The following is an 18,701-nucleotide window of genomic DNA, read 5'->3' on the forward strand; positions in this document are numbered from 1 at the left end:
ATCGCCGCCTGTCAGGCCTCTAGCATAAGAGGCTGAACCATCCTGGCAGCGCGCCTCTCGCTCAGGCCGCCCTGAACGCCACCACACCGAGCGGCGGGAGGACGAGGTCCAGCGACTGGGCCTCGCCGTGGCTCGCGGCCTCGACCGTGGCGACCGCGCCCCCATTGCCGACGTTTGATCCGCCATAGATCTCCGCATCCGTGTTCACGATCTCCCGCCAAACCCCGGCCGTCGGGACGCCGATGCGATATCCGTGCCGGGGCACGGGCGTCATGTTCGCCACCACCAGCACCGGCGGCGCGCCAGCCTCACCGTAGCGCAAGAACGCGAAGACCGAGTTCGCGCGATCATCGCCGATCACCCAGCGGAAGCCGGCCGGCTCGGAATCCTTCGCATGCAGCGCCGGCTCGGCGCCGTAAACCCGGTTGAGGTCGCGGATCAGCCGCTGCACGCCGGCGTGGTTCGGGTTGTCGAGCGCGGGCCAGTCGACCTGGTCGTCGTGGTTCCATTCCCGCGCCTGAGCGATCTCGCAGCCCATGAACAGCAGCTTCTTGCCCGGATGGGTCCACATCAGGCCGAAGAGCGCGCGCAGATTTGCGAATTTCTGCCACGCGTCGCCGGGCATCTTGCCGAGCAGCGAGCCCTTGCCGTGCACCACCTCGTCATGGCTCAGCGGCAGGACGAACTTTTCGGAGAAGGCGTAGACCAGCCCGAAGGTGATGCCGTCATGGTCGTACTGACGGTAGATCGGGTTCTGCTGCATGTAGTGCAGCGTGTCGTGCATCCAGCCCATGTTCCACTTGTAGTCGAAGCCGAGGCCGTTCTCCCCGGTCGGGCGGGTGACGCCGGGCCAGGCGGTCGACTCCTCCGCGATGGTGACGGCGCCGGCGACGCGCTCGCGCACCACGGCGTTGAAGTGCTGCAGGAAGCCAACGGCTTCGAGGTTCTCCCGGCCGCCATACTGGTTCGGGATCCACTCGCCGGCCTTCCGGCTGTAGTCGCGGTAGAGCATGGAGGCGACGGCGTCGACGCGCAGGCCGTCGACATGGAAGTGCTCGAGCCAGAACAAGCCGCTCGCGATCAGGAAGTTCTGCACCTCGCGGCGACCGAAATTGTAGATCGCCGTGTTCCAGTCGATGTGGAAGCCCTCGCGCGGATCGGCGTGCTCATAGAGCGCCGTGCCGTCGAAGCGGTAGAGGCCGTGGCTGTCGGTCGGGAAATGCGCCGGCACCCAATCGACCACCACGCCAATTCCGGCGGCGTGCGCGGCGTCGACGAAGCGCGCGAAGTCCTCGGGCGCGCCATATCGTCCCGTCGGCGCAAAAAGGCCGAGCGGCTGGTAGCCCCACGAGCCGCCGAACGGGTGCTCAGCGACCGGCAGCAGCTCGATATGCGTGAACCCGAGATCCACCACATAGGGGATCAGTTTCTCGATCGCGAAGTTCCAGTCGACATCGCGGCCGTGCGGCTTCATCCAGGACCCGAGATGGACCTCGTAGAAGGTGAGCGGCGCGTCTGGCGCCTGCCGCTCGCCGCGCTTCGCCATCCAGTCGCCGTCGGTCCAGCGATACGGCTCCGCGGATGCCACGATCGAGGCGGTGCCGGGCGCCTTCTCGGCGGCGCGTGCGACCGGATCAGCCTTGTCGGGCAGGCGCGCGCCGTCGGGGCCGATCAGGGCGAACTTGTATCGCTCGCCCGGCTTCAGCCGGGGGACGAACAGCTCCCATACGCCGGCGGGAAGGCGGCGGCGCATACCATGGCGGCGGCTGTCCCAGGAGTTGAAGTCGCCGATGACCGCGACGCGCCGGGCGTTGGGCGCCCAGACGGCGAAGCGGACGCCTTCGACGCCGTCGATCGTGGTCGGGTTGGCGCCGAGCGCAGAGGCAAGCTCGAAATGCCGGGATTCGCCAAGGAGATGGAGATCGAGATCGCCGAGCAGCAGGCCGAACGAATAGGGATCCTCGGTCTCCTGGACGCCGCCCGGCCATTCGATCCGCAGAAGGTAAGGGTCGACGCTCGAGACCGGGCCCTCGAACACGCCGCTTTGTTCGATCTCGCTGAGGATTCCGAAGGACCGGCGGTCGTCGCGTGCGAGCACCTCCACCGACAACGCGCCCGGCAGAACCGCGCGGACATAGGGGCCGTCGCCATCGTCACGCCGGCCGAGCACGGAGAACGGATCGCCATGGGTCCCGTCCGCCAGCGCCGCGAGCGCGCCTGGGTGGAGCGAAGTCGTGGCGACGCTCATGCCGGGCCTCCTTCTCCAGGGGCGAGCCGTTGGGCGAGCGCAAACAACCCGCCCAGCGGGACGTCGAGCCAGGTCGGCCGATTGGCGGCCTCATAGGCGATCTCGTAAGCCGCCTTCTCGATCAGGAACATGTCCAGCAGCTCCAGAGATAGCGCGCCGCCAGCCGCCAGAACGGTCTCGCGGTAAGCGCTCAGGAAGGCCTCGGCCGCATCGGCGCGGAAGCGTTCCAGAAAGTCTTCGCGGCGGGCCCCGCTGACATGGGGCGACGCCTGTTCGTTGCGGCCGACCATCGCGGCCGCATAGTCGAAGGAGCGCAGCACGCCGGCGACGTCGCGCAGCGGGCTCGCCTTGCCGCGGCGCTCCTCGAGCGGCCGGGCCGGTTCACCCTCGAAGTCGATGAAGATCGCGTCTTCGCCCGAGACCAGAATCTGGCCGAGATGAAGATCGCCATGGATGCGCGTCATCGGAGACCCGACGCCCGCGTCCGCCAGTCGTCCGATCGCGGCCTTGAGCGCGTCCTTGCGCTGCAGGAGAGAGGCGGAGCGCGCCGCGTCCGCCTCGCGTTCCCAGCTCGGCCGCGCCTCGAGCGCATGCATGGCGCCGTCCAGCAGGCCGAGCGCGCGCGCCTTCCAGCTCTCCACCTCGCGGGTCGCCGCCGGGATCGGCGCGAAGTCCGGATCGGAGGTCGGCCGCGCCAGCACCCCGTGCAGTTCTGCGAGCCGCGAACCCAGATTGGCGGCGAACCGCGTGAACTCCGTGAAGCGGTGGTGCTCCGACATCTCGCCGCCGCCCGCGGCGCCGAAATCGTCGAGCCCGCGGGTGAGGTGGTCAAGCGTCCACTGCCAGGCATCGCCCTGGTTGCGGACATAGCCCTGGATGATGGCGAGGGTCGCCCGCGAACCGTCCGGCGCGACCCGCACCATCTCGCCCAGGAAGGGGGCGGCGTTGGCGTAGCCCTGCTCGGTCAGGTAGCGGCCCATCTCGGCCTCGGGATGGGCGCCCGGCGCGATCTTGCGCAGAAGCTTGATCATCATCGCGTCGCCGGCGATGAGCGACGAATTCGACTGTTCGGCCGACAGCCAGAGGATCTCGGCGTCCTGCGGCAGCTCCGGCGTCTCGACGCCTGCGGCGCGCTCGAAGATGATTTCGCCTTCGCCGCTTTTCAGGCGCTTGCCCTCGCGCAGCGAATTGGCGATCGCGAAGGCGAAGGACGGCAGCGAGAACGCGTCGGTCAGAAGCTGAACCTCGCGTCCGCGACGCACGCGGGCCAGCGCCAGCCGGCTCGCGAGTGCGGACAGGCGTTCATCCTCGGACACCACCGCGAGCGGCAGCAGCCAGCGCGTCGGCTCAGCCCCGCCGGTGACCTCGACCTCAATCAGGCCGATCTCCTGCGCGCCGCCCGGAAGCCGGGACAGCGCCTTGATGCGCGCCACGATCTGCTTCTGGTCCTTGCCCGAGAACCAGCGGCGTTTCGCCAGGTAATTCGGCAGCACCGCGCTCTCGAGCGTCTTGCGCGCTTCGGTCTGCATCGCGTCGTCCACGCCAGCGCGCAGCACGAGAGTCTCATAATCAGCCATGGGTTCCGGCGCCGGTGTGTGCCAGGCGGGCGTGGATTCCTCGGCGGCGAGGACGAACCAATAGAACCCGTAAGGCGGAAGGGTGAGCAGATACGTGAGCTGGCCGATCGGCGGGAACACGGAGCCCGCCGTCAGCTCGACCGGGACGCGCCCGGCGAATTCGGAAAGCTCGAGTTCGACCGCCTGCGGCGACCGCCCCATATTGGCGACGCACAGGATCGTCTCGCCGTCGAACTCGCGCAGATAGGCCAGCACGCGCCGGTTCTGCGGGAACAGAAAGCGCAGCGAGCCGCGCCCGAAAGCGGGGTGCTGGCGCCGCGTGGCCAGCATGCGGCGCGTCCAGTTCAGCAGCGAATGCGGGTCGCGGGCCTGCGCCTCGACATTGATGGCGAAGTAGCCGTAGAGCGGGTCCATGATCGGCGGCAGCACGATCGAGGCGAAGTCGGCCCGCGAGAAGCCGCCATTCCGATCGATCGACCATTGCATGGGCGTGCGGACGCCGTCGCGATCGCCGAGATGGATGTTGTCGCCCATCCCGATCTCGTCGCCGTAATAGATCACCGGCGTCCCGGGCATCGACAGCAGCAGGCAGTTCATCAGCTCGACGCGCCGCCGGTCGCGCTCGAGCAGCGGCGCGAGCCGCCGCCTGATGCCGAGATTGATGCGCGCCCGGCGGTCGCTGGCGTAGGTGCTCCAGAGGTAGTCGCGTTCCTTGTCGGTGACCATTTCGAGCGTCAGCTCGTCGTGGTTCCGCAGGAAGATCGCCCACTGGCAATTATCGGGGATCGCAGGAGTCTGCCGCATGATGTCGGTAATCGGGAAGCGGTCTTCCCGCGCGATCGCCATGTACATGCGCGGCATCAGCGGGAAGTGGAACGCCATGTGGCATTCGTCGCCGTCGCCGAAATAGTCCTTGGTGTCCTCCGGCCACATATTGGCTTCCGCGATCAGGAAGCGGTCCGGATAGGTCCGGTCGAGCTCGGCCCGGATCTTCTTGAGGATCTCGTGGGTCTCGGGAAGGTTCTCGTTCGAGGTGCCGTCGCGCTCGATCAGGTAAGGCACGGCGTCGAGGCGCAGACCGTCGATGCCGAGGTCCAGCCAGAACTTCATCACCTTGAAGACGGCCTTCAGCACCTGCGGATTGTCGAAGTTCAGGTCGGGCTGATGGCTGTAGAAGCGGTGCCAGAAATAGGCGCCCGCGACGGGGTCCCAGGTCCAGTTCGACCGCTCGGTGTCGAGGAAGATGATCCGGGTGCCGGAATAGAGCGTGTCGGTGTCCGACCAGACATAGAAATTGCGGTGCGCCGAGCCGGGCTTCGCCCGCCGCGCCCGCTGGAACCAGGGGTGCTGGTCCGAGGTGTGGTTGATGACGAGCTCGGAGATCACCCGCAGCCCGCGCTTGTGGGCCTCGGCGATGAAGCGCTTGACGTCCGCGAGCGTCCCGTAATCCGGCGAAACGCCGGTGTATTCCGAGATGTCGTAGCCGTCGTCCAGCCGTGGCGAGGGGTAGAACGGCAGCAGCCAGATCACGTTGACGCCGAGATCGGCGATGTAGTCGAGCTTGGAGATCAGGCCGGGGAAGTCGCCGATGCCGTCGTCATTGGAGTCGAAGAACGACTTGACGTGCAGCTGGTAGATGATCGCGTCCTTGTACCAGAGCGGATCGACGCCCTCGCGGGCCACGACGGTTCCGCGCGGCTTGGTCAGATCGGCATGGGCCAAAGGCGCATTCATCAAGCGACTCCCTGAAGGCGGCTCAGCCTCCAAACGTGAAACGGCATTTCCTTGGGATTGAAGTAGATCGACTGGCTCTTGCCGGTCAGCGTGAACCGATTGCCCCGCATGAGGTCCTCCACGGCGAGCGCGCCATGGTCCGGAAGACCAAACTCCCAAAGCGGCAATTCGTAGGTGGCGTGACGTTCGAAATCCGGATCGAGCGAGATCAGGACCAGGATCATCTCTTCAAGCGCCGTCCCGTCCGGCGTCTGGCGCGGCTTGCCGAAGCACAGCACCATGTCGTCGAACGCGTTGTAGAAGCGGACGTTCCGGTGCGTGTGCAGCGCCGGGTTCTCGCGCCGTATCCGGTTCAGCCTCGTGATCTCGGTGACGATGTTGCCCGGCTGGTTCCAGTTCCGGACCCGGATCTCGTACTTCTCGCTGTCGAGATATTCCTCCTTGCCCGGCAGCGGCGCGGCCTCGCAAAGCTCGAAACCGTTGTACATGCCCCAAAGGCCGGACAGCGTGGTCGCCAGCGCCGCGCGGATCAGAAAGCCGGCGCGGCCCGAGGTCTGCAGGAAGAACGGGTTGATGTCCGGCGTATTGACGAAGAAATGTGGCCTGAAGAAGTTCTTCGGCGCAGTCGTTGTCAATTCCGTGAGATATTCCTGGATTTCCTGCTTGTGGTTCCGCCAGGTGAAGTACGTGTAGGACTGTGAATAGCCGAGCTTCGCGAGCCGGTACATCACCTTCGGACGAGTGAAGGCCTCGGCGAGGAAGATCACGTCGGGGTGCTCGGCGCGGATGTCGGCGATCATCCATTCCCAGAACGCAAACGACTTGGTGTGCGGGTTGTCGACCCGGAAGGTTTTGACGCCCTGCTCGACCCAGTACAGGACGACGTCGCGCAGCGCCTGCCACAGCCCCGGCACGGCGTCCGGCGCGTAGAAGTCGACATTGACAATGTCCTGGTACTTCTTGGGCGGGTTCTCGGCGTATTTGATCGTGCCGTCTGGCCGCCAGTCGAACCATCCCGGATGCTCCTTGAGCCACGGATGGTCGGGCGAGCACTGGATCGCAAAATCGAGCGCGATCTCAAGCCCGTGCTCGGCGGCCGCGGCGACCAGCGCGCGGAAATCCTCGATCGTGCCGAGCTCGGGATGGATCGCGTCGTGGCCGCCCTCGGCCGACCCGATCGCGTAAGGCGAACCGACATCGGCCGGACCCGGGGTCAGGGTGTTGTTGCGGCCCTTGCGGTTGGTCGCGCCGATCGGGTGGATCGGCGGGAAGTAGAGCACGTCAAAGCCCATGTCGCGGATCATCGGCAGCCGCCGGATGACGTCGCGGAACGTGCCGTGCCGCCGGGGGTCGCCGCTTTCGGAGCGCGGGAACAGCTCGTACCAGCTCGCGAATTCGGCCTGCACGCGCTCCACGTCCAGCGGATAGCTGTCGCTGCGCGAGGCGAAGGCGCGGCGGTCCGCCCGAAGCGCGGCCGCATGCATCGCAGGCGAGAGCAACTGCGTCACCCGCGCCGTGACGTCGGAGGCGCGCGCCTGCAGGATCAGATCGGCGAGCGGACGGGCGACCTCCGCGGGCGCGGCCGCCGCCATCTTCTCGAGCAGGATGAGGCCCTCCTGGGTCTCAAGCGAGACGTCGAGACCGACCTCGCGCTTCTTCGTCAGGTCGCGCCGGAACGTGCCGAACTCGTCCCACCAGGCCTCGATGACGATCTCGTACCGGCCGATCGCCTGCGGCTTCAGCACGGCCTCCCAGCGGTCGTTCGCGATCAGCCGCATCGGCTCGCGGCGGAACTCCTGGTCGCCGGGGCCGCGCCACAACACGTCCGCGAGCAGCATCTCGTGGCCGTCGGCGAAGATGTCGGCTTCGACCGTCAGCGGCCGCCCCGTGATCGTTTTGACCGGGAAGCGGCCGCAATCGACCGTCGGGCTCACCGCCTCGATGGCTATCCGCGGCCGCCTCGCTGCCTCGACGGATCCGGGAGAGACATCGCGCATGAGATAACTCCGGCTGGTTCAGCGACACGCAGGATTGTTCAAGGCGGGGAACGCCGCGCGGGGTTTCGCCCGGAACCCGACACATCGGTCGGAGGTTCTCCCCGACAACCCCTGAGCGCCAGGAAGGAAGCCCGGAATGAACGACCGCGAACGCCGAATTCGGGAAACCGCCTATCAGCTTTGGGAGGAGGCCGGGCGGCCGGAGGGCGAGGAGCACAAGCACTGGCTGGAGGCCGAGCGACGCTTGGCCGCGGAGGCCGGAGAGCCTGCGCCGGAGACTGTGCAAGAGGCCGGCAAGAAGCCCGCGAAGGCGCCGAAGGCGGCGGCGCTCGGGGCGGCGGACGCCGCCAAGGCGGCGGTCGCCGCCGGCAAGGGCAAGGCGGATCCGAAGATGCAGCCCAAGCTCGCGAAGAAGGAAAGGTCTGCGGCCGACACGCCCGCGGTTTCGGCGCCGCCGATCGGGGCCGCAGGCGGCAAGTCGGTCAGCGCCAAACCGACAAAGTCTCCGAAAAAATGAATCACGCTCGGCCTGCCGCAGCGGGAACGCCGGTCACGCTACGCCGTTAGGAAGGCTGCGATCGACGGGCGGACGGGCCGCCGTCGGAAAGGGGCTACAATCCACATGAGCGACATCAGGACGGACCGCCGGGCCGAAGCCGGGCGGCCGACGCCGCTTGGCGCGACCTACGATGGGGAAGGCACGAATTTCGCGCTTTTCTCAGCCTATGCCGAGCGGGTGGAGCTCTGTCTCTTCGACGACAATCAGAACGAGGTCGAGCGGATCACGCTGCCGGAATACACCGACGAGGTCTGGCACGGCTACGTTCCCGACATCGTGCCCGGCCAGCTTTACGGCTACCGCGTCCATGGCCGTTACGCCCCGGAGGAAGGGCACCGCTTCAATCCCAACAAGCTGCTGCTCGACCCCTACGCCAAGACGATCACCGGCTCGATCGAGTGGGACGATTCCCATTTCGGCTACACGCTCGGCGCCGAGGACAAGGATCTGTCCTTCGACGAGCGCGACAGCGCGCCCTTCACGCCGAAATGCGAAGTGCCGGATACCGCGTTCGACTGGCTGGGGGACACGAAGCCCAACATCCCGTGGGATCGCACCGTGTTCTACGAGGCGCACGTTCGCGGCTACACGATGCTGCATCCGGACGTGCCGGACGACATGCGCGGCACCTTCGACGGGATGGGGCAGAAGGCGGTCATCGACCACATCAAGTCGCTCGGCGTGACCTCGGTCGAACTGCTGCCGATCCACGCCTTCCTGGACGACCAGCACCTCCTCAGCAAGGGCCTCAGGAACTACTGGGGCTACAACAGCATCGGCTTCTTCGCCCCGATGGGCCGCTACGCCGGCGGCTACGGCAAGTCCGGCCGCGCGCGGCTCGCGAGCTTCAAGCACATGGTTCGGCAGTTCCACAACGCCGGGCTCGAGGTGATCCTCGACGTGGTCTACAACCACACCGCCGAAGGCAACGAGCTCGGGCCGACGCTGTCCTTCAAGGGCATCGACAACCTAAGCTACTACCGCACGATGCCGGACAACCACCGCTACTATATCAACGACACCGGCACCGGGAACACGGTCAATACGAGCCATCCGCGCGTGCTGCAGATGGTGACGGACAGCCTGCGCTACTGGGTCGAGGAGTGCCATGTCGACGGCTTCCGCTTCGACCTCGGCACTATCCTCGGGCGTGAACCCTACGGCTTCGACCAGCGCGGCGGCTTCTTCGACGCGGTCGGGCAGGATCCGGTTCTGCGAAACGTGAAGCTCGTCGGCGAGCCGTGGGACATCGGGCCGGGCGGCTATCAGGTCGGCGGCTTCCCGCCGGGCTGGGCGGAGTGGAACGACAAGTACCGCGACGAGGTCCGCGACTACTGGAAATCAGGCGCCGGCCACCTCGGCAACTTCGCCGCGCGCGTCACCGGCTCGGGCGACGTGTACGACCAGCGCGGCCGGCGGCCATGGGCGGGCGTGAACTTCATCACCGCGCATGACGGGTTCACGCTGCACGATCTCGTCTCCTACAACGAGAAGCACAACGAGGCGAACGGCGAGGACAACAACGACGGCCACAGCGACAACCGCAGCTACAATTACGGCGTTGAAGGCGAAACCGACGACCCCGGGATCATCGCGGTCCGCGAGCGCCAGAAGCGCAATCTGATCGCCACTCTTCTGCTCAGCCACGGCACGCCGATGATCCTCGCGGGCGACGAGTTCGGCCGCACCCAGGGCGGCAACAACAACGGCTACTGCCAGGACAATGAGATCTCCTGGGTGAACTGGGAGCTCGAGGAGAAGGACGAGATCCTGCTCGCCTTCACCCGGCGCCTGCTGCGTCTGCGCGCCGAGAACCCGATCCTGCGCCGCGCGAGTTTCCGCGACGGCATGGGCGTCACCTGGATCAACCCGGGCGGCGGCGAGCAGACGGCCGAACAATGGGCCGACGAGGGCGCGGACTGCATCGGCCTGCACCTCAAGACGGCCGACGGGGCGGAAGCCGTGCTGGTCTTTAACGCCCATGACGGCCCGGTGCCCTTCGTGCTTCCAGAGCGCGAGGGCGGGGGACCCTGGAAGATCGTCGTCGACACCGACCGTCCGGATGACGACGCCCGCGAGGCGACCGGTCCGGAGCCTATCGAGGTCCACGGCCGCTCGCTGCTGCTGATGATGTGAACTCATCCGCGAACGAGCTGCGCCCCGTCACTTGGAGCGCTGGGCCTCATCCGAGGCCCAGTTCAGACAGGCCTTCGGCGCACGCCAGTTGGACCACTGCGCTTCGATGACATCGTCGCCGATCCAGCCTAGCAGCTGGGCGGCGACGGCTCGCTCGCGCGCCAGGCAAGCGAGGTTCGCGGCGGCGTTGAGGTTCCATTGGCTGGGATAGCGCGCGAGAAGCACATCCAGTCCGGCTTTCGCGCGCCGCCAGTCAAGTTCGGTGAGGCTGGGGATATCGGACGTCTTGTTGTTCCGGGCGATCATCAAGACGCCACGGGCGTAGACCTCGTTGGCCTGCCCAGCAGGAGACGCGGCTGTCATCACCTGGAGCATGTATGGGAGTGAGGCGGGTGACCGCGGCCCAGCCGCCCGGGCGAGCACGGCCTCGATGAGGGGATCGTAAGTCGACTCGCGCGCCATGGCTTCGGCTACGAGCGAGTCGAACTGGGGCTGGTCCGCATGAAGCGCTTGTGCGACCTGCAAGGCGGTGGCCCACCATTCCGGATCATTGCTGGCCCATGCTTTGCTGTCGTCCAGGAGCTTCCGCGCCGCCGACAGTTCGTCCGTCGCCTTGGCGGCCTTCTGTTCAGCGGTCAGAGCGGTCTGCGCCCGTCCATGCCTGAGCTCCATGGCTTCGGAAAGATGCAGGCGAGCGCGGGCGATGACTGCCCCGCCGGACGCCGGAGCGGCGGCAAGCCATGCATCCGTCTGCTTCCGTAGCGCATCGAAGCTCGGCTGGTCCACGCGCGCCCCTGCTTCATAGAGCATGCTCAGGGGGGCCACCCCTTGGTAGAACAAGGCGAGTTTCCAATATCCGCTCGCCGTCGTCGCCTTAGCGGCGAGGAACGCCGCGTAAGTCGCACCAAGGCGGTCGAACCGCCCGGCGGCGAAGTCCTCGGTCACTGCGGCCGCGATCACCTGGCGCGCTCTCGTCTCGTCTGGGATCGGAGCCGGTTTCGCGAAGTGCGCCAAATCCTCCTCCTCGAGCCGCTTGCGTGCGGGCGCTGACGCGCAACCTCTCATGAAGTCGCCGCTTGGCCACACCTGAGGGTCCAGCCGTCCATGCAGCCGATCGAGGACTGTCGAGAGGGCGCCGACATCACCTGACAGGCACGCCAAGCCAGCGTAAATGTTCAGGTTCCAGTCTGTGGGGTATCTAAGGACCACGTCATCCAAGCCCTGCTTCATCAGCGGCCAGCTAGCTTTCGACGTCTTGAACAGGTCCCACGGGAGTTCGACGTCCCGGAGCCACCAGTAGGCGCGCGCGTAGAATTCGAGTCCGTAACGGTCCTTTGTTCGCGACACGATCTGCTGCGTCGCCGCTTCGACGGCCTCGTAGCTCCCGCCCCATTTGGGAAGCATGGCGCGCAAAATCGCCTGATGAATCGCGATTTGGTCGGGGTGAAGCTCGAGAGCTTCGAGCGCGATCGCGCTGAAGCGCTCCCAGCCTTCGCCGCTTTCTAGCGCGCTACGAAGCCGTTCCACGTACCAGGCGGGGTCGTTGCGGGAGGTCTGCGCCACCCGATCCAGCTGGGCGGCGGCGAGCGCAAGCTGGGCCTTGAATCCTTTCCACTGGGCCTCGGTGACCCCGCTCGCAAAGCCCGGCCCGCGGATCGCCCAGCCGATCTCCGTTTCGGCTTTGGCCGCTACGATCGCGGCCGCCGTGGAGCGAGGGCGGGCGCGCACCCAGAGACGAGCCTGCGCCCTGAAAGGATCGTCCTTGAGGCGGCTCGGGGCTGCGTAGAGAAATCCCGAAGCGAAGCTATTGTAGAAGACCGTGAGCTTCGGAACGCCGCTCGCCGTTTTCTCTCCTGTCGAGCGATAGCGCTCGCGCGTAGCCTCCAGCTCATCGAAACGTCCGGCTAGGAAGTCGGCTTTGGCCGCCCGATTGATTTCAGCGCGCTCTTCCGCTTCCCCGGCCAGAGCTCCCGTCGCAACCAGGCAGAGCGCCGCCGCCGCCAGCCAACGCATCGTGATAGACATGTCGCCCCCGCTCAAAGCAGCGGGATCATCATCACTGCTTCCCGTGAAAGCGGCGAAAAGCGTCAGGCTCTAATGCCCATGCGCTTTCTGACGATTGGTTAACCGTAGCCCCGCGGTTCCTCCCCGAGGGCTCGTCAATCGGGGGCGCTTCGTCCCGCGGCCCTGGCCGCCGGAGCGATCGGTCACGTCAGCCGCCGGTGACCAGATGGGCGAAGCAGGCGGCGAGGGCGGGCGGGATGCCGGCCGCGTTCTGCTCGACCTCGCGGCGGATGTCCTCATACTCGTCCGGCCGACCGAGGCCGGGCGACAGGTAGATGCGCTCCGAGCGGGCAGGGTCGGCCTTGAAGAACAGCCAGAGCGGGTCCGCGGTCTGCGGCTTCACGTGGTAGATTCGCCAGCCGCCGTCCTGCAGCTTGCGATCGATCGGCAGGGCTCCGTTGCTGATCTGCCGGCCGACCGCCGCGGCTTCCGCGGGAGCGGCCGCGTTCGAGACCGTCACGCCGGAGCAAAGCGGCGCAGCGCGGCATGGCGCGGCCAAGGCGGCGGCGAGGCAGCAGGCGAGCGCGAAGGACCGCATGAGAATCTCCCGGCAGGGGGCGCGGGCGCACTGTTTCGCGGGCAGTATGGCCACCATATGACTCGTGGACCAGCCGGCGCAGGCCGCCGCGCACAGCGTCTGCGCGAGATTCAGTCCCGGGCCGGATCGTTGTGCTTCATGCCTTGATCGGCTAGGGTCCGGCCCGCGCGCGACGTCGCCTCAAAGCGGCGACTTCCGATTCGCGCGCGCGCCGGAACGACGACCGCATCCGGTCATGCCCGACCAACCGGCAGGTGTTATGGATTTCCTCAAGCCACGGTATACGCCGATGAACCGCCGCCGCCGCATTTATGAAGGCAAGGCGAAAGTCCTCTATGAGGGCCCCGAGCCCGGCACCCTGATCCAGCACTTCAAGGACGACGCGACCGCGTTCAACGCCAAGAAGCACGAAGTGATCGACGGCAAGGGGGTGCTGAACAACCGCATCTCCGAGTTCATTTTCCAGAACCTGAACGACATCGGGGTGCCGACGCATTTCATCCGGCGGCTGAACATGCGCGAGCAGCTCATCCGCGAGGTCGAGATCGTTCCGCTCGAGGTGGTGGTGCGCAACGTCGCCGCCGGCTCGCTGGCGACCAAGCTCGGGCTTGAGGAGGGCACGCAGCTCCCTCGCTCGATCATCGAGTTCTATTACAAGAACGACGCGCTCAACGACCCGATGGTGTCGGAAGAGCACATCACCGCGTTCGGCTGGGCGACGCCCCAGGAAATCGACGACATCATGGCGCTCGCCATTCGGGTCAACGACTTCCTGTCGGGCCTGTTCCTCGGCGTCGGCATCCGTCTCGTCGACTTCAAGATGGAGACCGGGCGGCTCTGGGAGAACGACACCGTTCGGATCGTGGTGGCCGACGAGATCTCGCCGGATTCGTGCCGGCTGTGGGACATCAAGTCGAACGACAAGCTCGACAAGGACCGCTTCCGCCGCGACATGGGCGGCCTCGTCGAGGCCTACACCGAAGTCGCGCGCCGGCTCGGCATCCTGCCGGAGTTCGAGGTTCCGAACGGCCGCGGCCCGGTGCTAGTGACGTCCAAGGACTGAACGAGCGAAGATCCCAAAGGCCCCGCCACGAGCGGGGCCTTTGTCGTTTCGGGTGGACGCCGCAGGCCGCGACCCTCTAAACGGATCGCCATGCTGACCCCAGCCAGGGAGCCGATATGAAGGCGCGCGTCACCGTCACCCTCAAGAACGGCGTGCTCGACCCGCAGGGCAAAGCCATCCAGGGCGCCCTGGGTTCGCTCGGAGTGGGCGGGGTCGAGAGCGTGCGCCAGGGCAAGCTGTTCGACGTCGAGCTTGCGACCAGCGACCCGGCTGAGGCCGAAGCGACGCTCAAGGCGATGTGCGAGAAGCTGCTCGCGAACACCGTCATCGAGAGCTACCGCTACGAGATCGCAGGCTGATGCGCGTCGTCGCCCTGATCGCAGGCCTGCTTGGGCTGATCGCCTCGCCCGCCGGGGCCGAGCAATTCGTCGGCCCGAACGGCAGCTTCACGCTCGATTTCGGTCCCGAATGGCAGGTGATCCAGGCCCAGAACCGGGGCGGGGTGATCTGCAAGGACGAGGCCTGTGGCGGAGACCGCGTGTTCTGCATCCTGCTGCCGCGCGCGGACGAGGGCGCGACCCCAGGTCAGGCGCTGCCCGACACAGTGGTGAAGAAGTTTGCCGAAGGCGTCGTGCGGATGCCGCCGCCCGGGATGAAGTCAGAGTTCGTCGCGCCGTTCACGCCGCGCACGCTGGGCGCGGTTCCGGGCTCATGGGGCGAGATCGTCACCCGCGGCGACAAAGGCGCGACGCATTTCGGCCTGTTCCTGTTCGCCGCGCCGGGTTTCGACGTCGCCTTCAGCTGCGGCGCGCCCGACGGCCGCTGGGCGGCCCATCGCGGCAAGATCGAAACCCTTTTGGCGACCGCCAAGGTGAGCGCCGCCGCAACTCCGCCGAGCGCGCCCGGCGCGCATCCGGCCGAGCCGGAGGCGCAGCCCCGGTGACCCGCAGGCTGTCGCTGACCATCGAGACTCGAGGCCCCGAATGAAGTCCGCGGTGCTCCTCTTCCCCGGCTCCAACCGCGAGCGCGACGTCGCCCGCGCGCTGAAGCGCGCCGGCGCCGCGGTGGAGATCGTCTGGCATGCCGAGACCGAGCTCCCGGCCGGAACGGACCTCGTCGTGCTGCCCGGCGGCTTTTCCTATGGCGACTATCTGCGCTGCGGCGCGATCGCGGCGCGCGCTCCGATCATGGACGCGGTGCGGGCGCACGCCGCGCGCGGCGGGCTGGTGCTCGGCATCTGCAACGGCTTCCAGATCTTGGTCGAAGCCGGCCTGCTGCCCGGAATCCTGACCCGCAACGCCAATCTGCGCTTCATCTGCCATCTTCAGCATCTGAAGGTGGAGCGCGCCGACACGGCCTTCACCCGCGCCTATCAGCTCGGGCAGACGATCGAGGTGTGCGTGGCGCATGGCGAAGGCAACTACTTCGCCGACGCCGAGACGCTGGCGCGGCTCGAAGGGGACGGCCGCGTCGCCTTCCGGTACTGCGACGCCGAGGGCACTGTCGGCGGCGACGCCAACCGCAACGGCTCGCTCAACGATATCGCCGGGATCTACTCCGAGAAGCTGAACGTGCTCGGCATGATGCCTCACCCGGAGAACCTGATCGACGCCGCGGTCGGGGGCACGGACGGGGCGAAGCTGTTCGCCGGGCTGGCGCAGGCGGCTTGATGGCGGCCGGCGCGATCCGGCTCGGGATCGGCGGCTGGACCTACGAGCCCTGGCGCGGCGCGTTCTATCCCGCCGACCTGCCGCAGAAGCGAGAGCTCGCCTACGCGGCCGAGCGGCTGACGGCGATCGAGATCAACGCCACCTTCTATGGCGCGCAGAAGCCCGAAAGCTTCCGCAAATGGGCGGCGGAGACGCCGGAAAACTTCGTCTTCGCCGTGAAAGGCCCGCGCTTCGCCACGCAGCGGCGCGTCCTCGCCGAGGGCGCGGAGTCCGTCGCGCGCTTTCTCGATGGCGGCGTGACGCAACTCGGCCCGAAGCTCGGCCCCATCGTCTGGCAGTTCCCCGCGACCAAGCGCTTCGACGCCGCGGACATCGAGAGCTTCCTCAAGCTGCTGCCGCCGGAGCGCGGCGGCCTCCGCCTGCGCCACGCGATCGAGGCGCGCCACGAGAGCTTCGCCGATCCGGCTTTCGTCGACCTGCTCAGGAAGGCGGAGGCGGAGGTGACGCAGGTCGTCCTTGACGATCCGGACCACCCGATGATCGCCGACGTCACCGCCGACTTCGTCTACCTCCGGCTCGAGCGCGCTCAAGAGACGGTCGAGAGCGGCTATCCGGCCGAGGATCTCGACGGCTGGGCGAGCCGCCTGCGGACCTATGCGGGCGGCGGTCAGCCTGGCGATCTGCCGGCGCTGACCGGCGCCACACCGAAGAAGCAGCCGCGCGACGTGTTCGCGTTCTTCATCTCCGGCGCCAAGGTTCGCAATCCGGCCGCCGCCATGGCGATGATCGACCGGCTTGGCGCCGGCGCGGACTAGCGCGCCACGCCTCGTTAGCGTAGCAAGGCCTCACCTTTCCAGCCCCAGCCCACGAGTCCGATGCCGACGTCCGAGCCCGCAATCACGCCCGAACTCGTCGCCGCCCACGGGCTGAAGCCGGACGAGTATGAGCGGATCCTCAAGCTCATCGGCCGCGAGCCGAGCTTCACCGAGCTCGGCATCTTCTCGGCGATGTGGAACGAGCACTGCTCCTACAAGAGCTCGAAGATCTGGCTGAAGACGCTGCCGACGTCCGGCCCGCGCGTCATCCAGGGCCCCGGCGAGAATGCGGGCGTCGTCGACATCGGCGACGGCGAGGCCGTGGTCTTCAAGATGGAGAGCCACAACCACCCGTCTTTCATCGAGCCGTATCAGGGCGCGGCGACCGGGGTCGGCGGCATCCTGCGCGACGTCTTCACCATGGGCGCGCGGCCTGTGGCGGCGCTGAACGCGCTCCGGTTCGGCTCGCCGGAGCACCCCCGCACCCGTCACCTCGTGTCGGGCGTGGTCGCCGGCATCGGCGGCTACGGCAACTCCTTCGGCGTGCCGACGGTCGGCGGGCTGGTCGGCTTCCACTCGCGCTATGACGGCAACATCCTGGTCAACGCCATGGCGGTCGGCCTCGCCAAGGCGGACGCCATCTTCTACGCCAAGGCGTCCGGCGTCGGGCTGCCGGTCGTCTATCTCGGCTCCAAGACCGGCCGCGACGGCATTCACGGCGCCACCATGGCCTCGGCCGAGTTTGACGAAGCTTCCGAAGAGAAGCGCCCGACCGTGCAGGTCGGCGATCCGTTCGCCGAGAAGCTGCTGCTCGAAGCCTGCCTGGAATTGATGGCTTCCGGTTCTGTCGTGGCGATCCAGGACATGGGCGCCGCGGGCCTCACCTGTTCGGCGGTCGAGATGGGCGCCAAGGGCGATCTCGGGATCAGGCTCGACCTGGAGAACGTGCCGACGCGCGAAGAGGGCATGACGGCCTACGAGATGATGCTCTCGGAGAGCCAGGAGCGCATGCTGATGGTGCTGCATCCCGAGAAGGAGGATGTGGCCCGCGCGATTTTCACGAAGTGGGGCCTGGACTTCGCGGTCGTTGGTCACACCACGGATGATCTCCGCTTCAAGGTCTACCTGAATGGCGAGCTGAAGGCCGACCTGCCGATCAAGGAGCTCGGGGACGAAGCGCCGGAATACGATCGGCCCTGGGTCGAGACGCCGAAGCAGCAGCAGGTCGCGGCGGCCAATCTCGACGCGCCTTGCGACACGCGGGAGGCGCTGCTCAAGCTCATGGGGTCGGCGGAGCTTTCCTCCCGCCGCTGGGTCTGGGAGCAGTACGACCACATCATTCTGGGCGACACCGTGCAGAAGCCGGGTGGCGACGCCGCGGTGATCCGGGTCGAGGGCGGCCGCAAGGGGCTTGCGTTCACGGCCGACGTGACGCCGCGCTATTGCGAGGCCGATCCGTTCGAGGGCGGCAAGCAGGCGGTCGCTGAAGCCTGGCGCAACCTTACGGCCGTGGGCGCGACGCCGCTCGCGGTGACGGACAATCTGAACTTCGGCAATCCGGAACGGCCCGAGATCATGGGCCAGCTGGTTGGCTGCACCAAAGGGATCGGGGAGGCGTGCCGGGCGCTCGACTTCCCGGTCGTGTCCGGCAACGTGTCGCTCTACAACGAGACCCAGGGGCGCGCGATCCTGCCCACCCCGACCATTGGCGCGGTCGGGCTGCTGGACGACGTCTCGAAGAGCGCGACGCTCGCCTTCAAGCGCGAAGGCGAGGCGATCCTGCTGATCGGTGACTCCAAGGGTTGGCTCGGCCGCTCCTGCTGGCTCTGGCTGATCGCCGGCCGCGAGGAGGGCGCCCCGCCGCCGGTCGATCTCGCGGCCGAGAGGCGCAACGGCGATTTCGTCCGCAGCATGATCTCTGCGGGCGTCGCGACGGCGGTGCATGACCTGTCGGACGGCGGTCTGCTGGTCGCGGTCGCCGAGATGGCGCTCGCCGGCCGGATCGGGGCGCGGCTCAACGGCGCGCACGCCGGAGCGACGCCGCATGGCTACTTCTTCGGCGAGGATCAGGCCCGCTATCTGGTGACCGTTCCGGAGGAGCGGGTCGGGATGGTGATCGATGCCGCGAGCGCGGCCGGCGTGACCGCGGCGCGGATCGGCACCACCGGCGGCGACCGATTGATTCCGGGCGACGAAGCCCCCATCCTGTTGAATGAACTGCGCGAGTCCCACGAAGGCTGGTTCCCGCGCTTCATGGCCGGCCCGGCGATCGACGCCGCGCCCGCCGCCTGAGGAGGCCC

At 67.4% G+C, this 18,701-nt stretch carries 12 protein-coding genes and 1 pseudogene; 8 read left to right on the forward strand and 5 right to left on the reverse strand.

The features are described 5' to 3' along the window. Positions 1-61 precede the first annotated feature (61 nt). From glgB to VM780_RS05265, 3 genes and pseudogenes are all read right to left on the reverse strand, one after another. Entirely contained in the window at positions 62-2,248 is a 2,187-nt protein-coding gene (glgB, locus tag VM780_RS05255) for a 1,4-alpha-glucan branching protein GlgB (protein WP_325445846.1), read from the reverse strand. Continuing rightward, positions 2,245-5,559: a maltose alpha-D-glucosyltransferase gene (gene treS, locus VM780_RS05260; protein ID WP_325445848.1), complete on the reverse strand. Its 3,315-nt coding sequence runs from the start codon at positions 5,557-5,559 to the stop codon at positions 2,245-2,247. The genes glgB and treS overlap by 4 nt, the downstream gene beginning before the upstream one ends. Further along, positions 5,559-7,529 (reverse strand): annotated as a pseudogene (locus VM780_RS05265) (alpha-1,4-glucan--maltose-1-phosphate maltosyltransferase); the annotation flags it as partial. The gene treS and the pseudogene VM780_RS05265, both read right to left, overlap by 1 nt. Before the next feature lie 163 nt (positions 7,530-7,692). Between VM780_RS05265 and VM780_RS05270 the strand changes: the two are divergent. Next, entirely contained in the window at positions 7,693-8,073 is a 381-nt protein-coding gene (locus VM780_RS05270) for a DUF2934 domain-containing protein (RefSeq protein WP_325445849.1), read from the forward strand. A 105-nt stretch (positions 8,074-8,178) separates the two neighbouring features. Continuing rightward, positions 8,179-10,251, forward strand: a complete 2,073-nt coding sequence (gene glgX, locus VM780_RS05275; RefSeq protein ID WP_325445850.1) for a glycogen debranching protein GlgX — start codon at positions 8,179-8,181, stop codon at positions 10,249-10,251. Between the two features lie 27 nt (positions 10,252-10,278). Here the strand turns inward: glgX and VM780_RS05280 are convergent, their stop codons facing one another. Both VM780_RS05280 and VM780_RS05285 read right to left on the reverse strand, forming a co-directional pair. Then, on the reverse strand, positions 10,279-12,276 hold the full coding sequence (locus VM780_RS05280; RefSeq protein WP_325445852.1) for a hypothetical protein: 1,998 nt from the start codon (positions 12,274-12,276) through the stop codon (positions 10,279-10,281). 187 nt (positions 12,277-12,463) lie between these two features. Continuing rightward, the gene (locus VM780_RS05285; protein ID WP_325445854.1) at positions 12,464-12,853 is read right to left on the reverse strand and encodes a hypothetical protein; all 390 of its coding nucleotides are present in this window, start codon (positions 12,851-12,853) and stop codon (positions 12,464-12,466) included. 259 nt (positions 12,854-13,112) lie between these two features. Here VM780_RS05285 and purC point away from each other — a divergent pair, with 259 nt between their 5' ends. From purC to purL, 6 genes are all read left to right on the forward strand, one after another. Continuing rightward, the gene (gene purC / locus VM780_RS05290) at positions 13,113-13,916 is read left to right on the forward strand and encodes a phosphoribosylaminoimidazolesuccinocarboxamide synthase (protein ID WP_325445856.1); all 804 of its coding nucleotides are present in this window, start codon (positions 13,113-13,115) and stop codon (positions 13,914-13,916) included. Between the two features lie 116 nt (positions 13,917-14,032). Further along, entirely contained in the window at positions 14,033-14,275 is a 243-nt protein-coding gene (gene purS / locus VM780_RS05295; RefSeq protein WP_325445858.1) for a phosphoribosylformylglycinamidine synthase subunit PurS, read from the forward strand. After that, positions 14,275-14,859: a hypothetical protein gene (locus VM780_RS05300; protein WP_325445860.1), complete on the forward strand. Its 585-nt coding sequence runs from the start codon at positions 14,275-14,277 to the stop codon at positions 14,857-14,859. The genes purS and VM780_RS05300 overlap by 1 nt, the downstream gene beginning before the upstream one ends. 40 nt (positions 14,860-14,899) lie before the next feature. Next, positions 14,900-15,586, forward strand: coding sequence for a phosphoribosylformylglycinamidine synthase subunit PurQ (purQ, locus tag VM780_RS05305; protein ID WP_325445862.1), 687 nt, complete (start codon positions 14,900-14,902; stop codon positions 15,584-15,586). Beyond that, positions 15,586-16,401, forward strand: a complete 816-nt coding sequence (locus VM780_RS05310) for a DUF72 domain-containing protein (protein WP_325445864.1) — start codon at positions 15,586-15,588, stop codon at positions 16,399-16,401. Before purQ ends, VM780_RS05310 begins: the two co-directional genes overlap by 1 nt. A gap of 60 nt (positions 16,402-16,461) precedes the next feature. Continuing rightward, entirely contained in the window at positions 16,462-18,693 is a 2,232-nt protein-coding gene (gene purL / locus VM780_RS05315; RefSeq protein WP_325445866.1) for a phosphoribosylformylglycinamidine synthase subunit PurL, read from the forward strand. Positions 18,694-18,701 lie beyond the last annotated feature (8 nt).

Source organism: Hansschlegelia sp. (assembly GCF_035538955.1).
GTDB lineage: Bacteria > Pseudomonadota > Alphaproteobacteria > Rhizobiales > Methylopilaceae > Methylopila.

Coding starts and splice junctions, on each gene's coding strand:
- glgB (WP_325445846.1), bottom strand. CDS start 2,248: ATGAGCGTCGCCACGACTTCGCTCCACCCAGGCGCGCTCGCGGCGCTG.
- treS (WP_325445848.1), bottom strand. CDS start 5,559: ATGAATGCGCCTTTGGCCCATGCCGATCTGACCAAGCCGCGCGGAACC.
- VM780_RS05270 (WP_325445849.1), top strand. CDS start 7,693: ATGAACGACCGCGAACGCCGAATTCGGGAAACCGCCTATCAGCTTTGG.
- glgX (WP_325445850.1), top strand. CDS start 8,179: ATGAGCGACATCAGGACGGACCGCCGGGCCGAAGCCGGGCGGCCGACG.
- VM780_RS05280 (WP_325445852.1), bottom strand. CDS start 12,276: ATGTCTATCACGATGCGTTGGCTGGCGGCGGCGGCGCTCTGCCTGGTT.
- VM780_RS05285 (WP_325445854.1), bottom strand. CDS start 12,853: ATGCGGTCCTTCGCGCTCGCCTGCTGCCTCGCCGCCGCCTTGGCCGCG.
- purC (WP_325445856.1), top strand. CDS start 13,113: ATGGATTTCCTCAAGCCACGGTATACGCCGATGAACCGCCGCCGCCGC.
- purS (WP_325445858.1), top strand. CDS start 14,033: ATGAAGGCGCGCGTCACCGTCACCCTCAAGAACGGCGTGCTCGACCCG.
- VM780_RS05300 (WP_325445860.1), top strand. CDS start 14,275: ATGCGCGTCGTCGCCCTGATCGCAGGCCTGCTTGGGCTGATCGCCTCG.
- purQ (WP_325445862.1), top strand. CDS start 14,900: ATGAAGTCCGCGGTGCTCCTCTTCCCCGGCTCCAACCGCGAGCGCGAC.
- VM780_RS05310 (WP_325445864.1), top strand. CDS start 15,586: ATGGCGGCCGGCGCGATCCGGCTCGGGATCGGCGGCTGGACCTACGAG.
- purL (WP_325445866.1), top strand. CDS start 16,462: ATGCCGACGTCCGAGCCCGCAATCACGCCCGAACTCGTCGCCGCCCAC.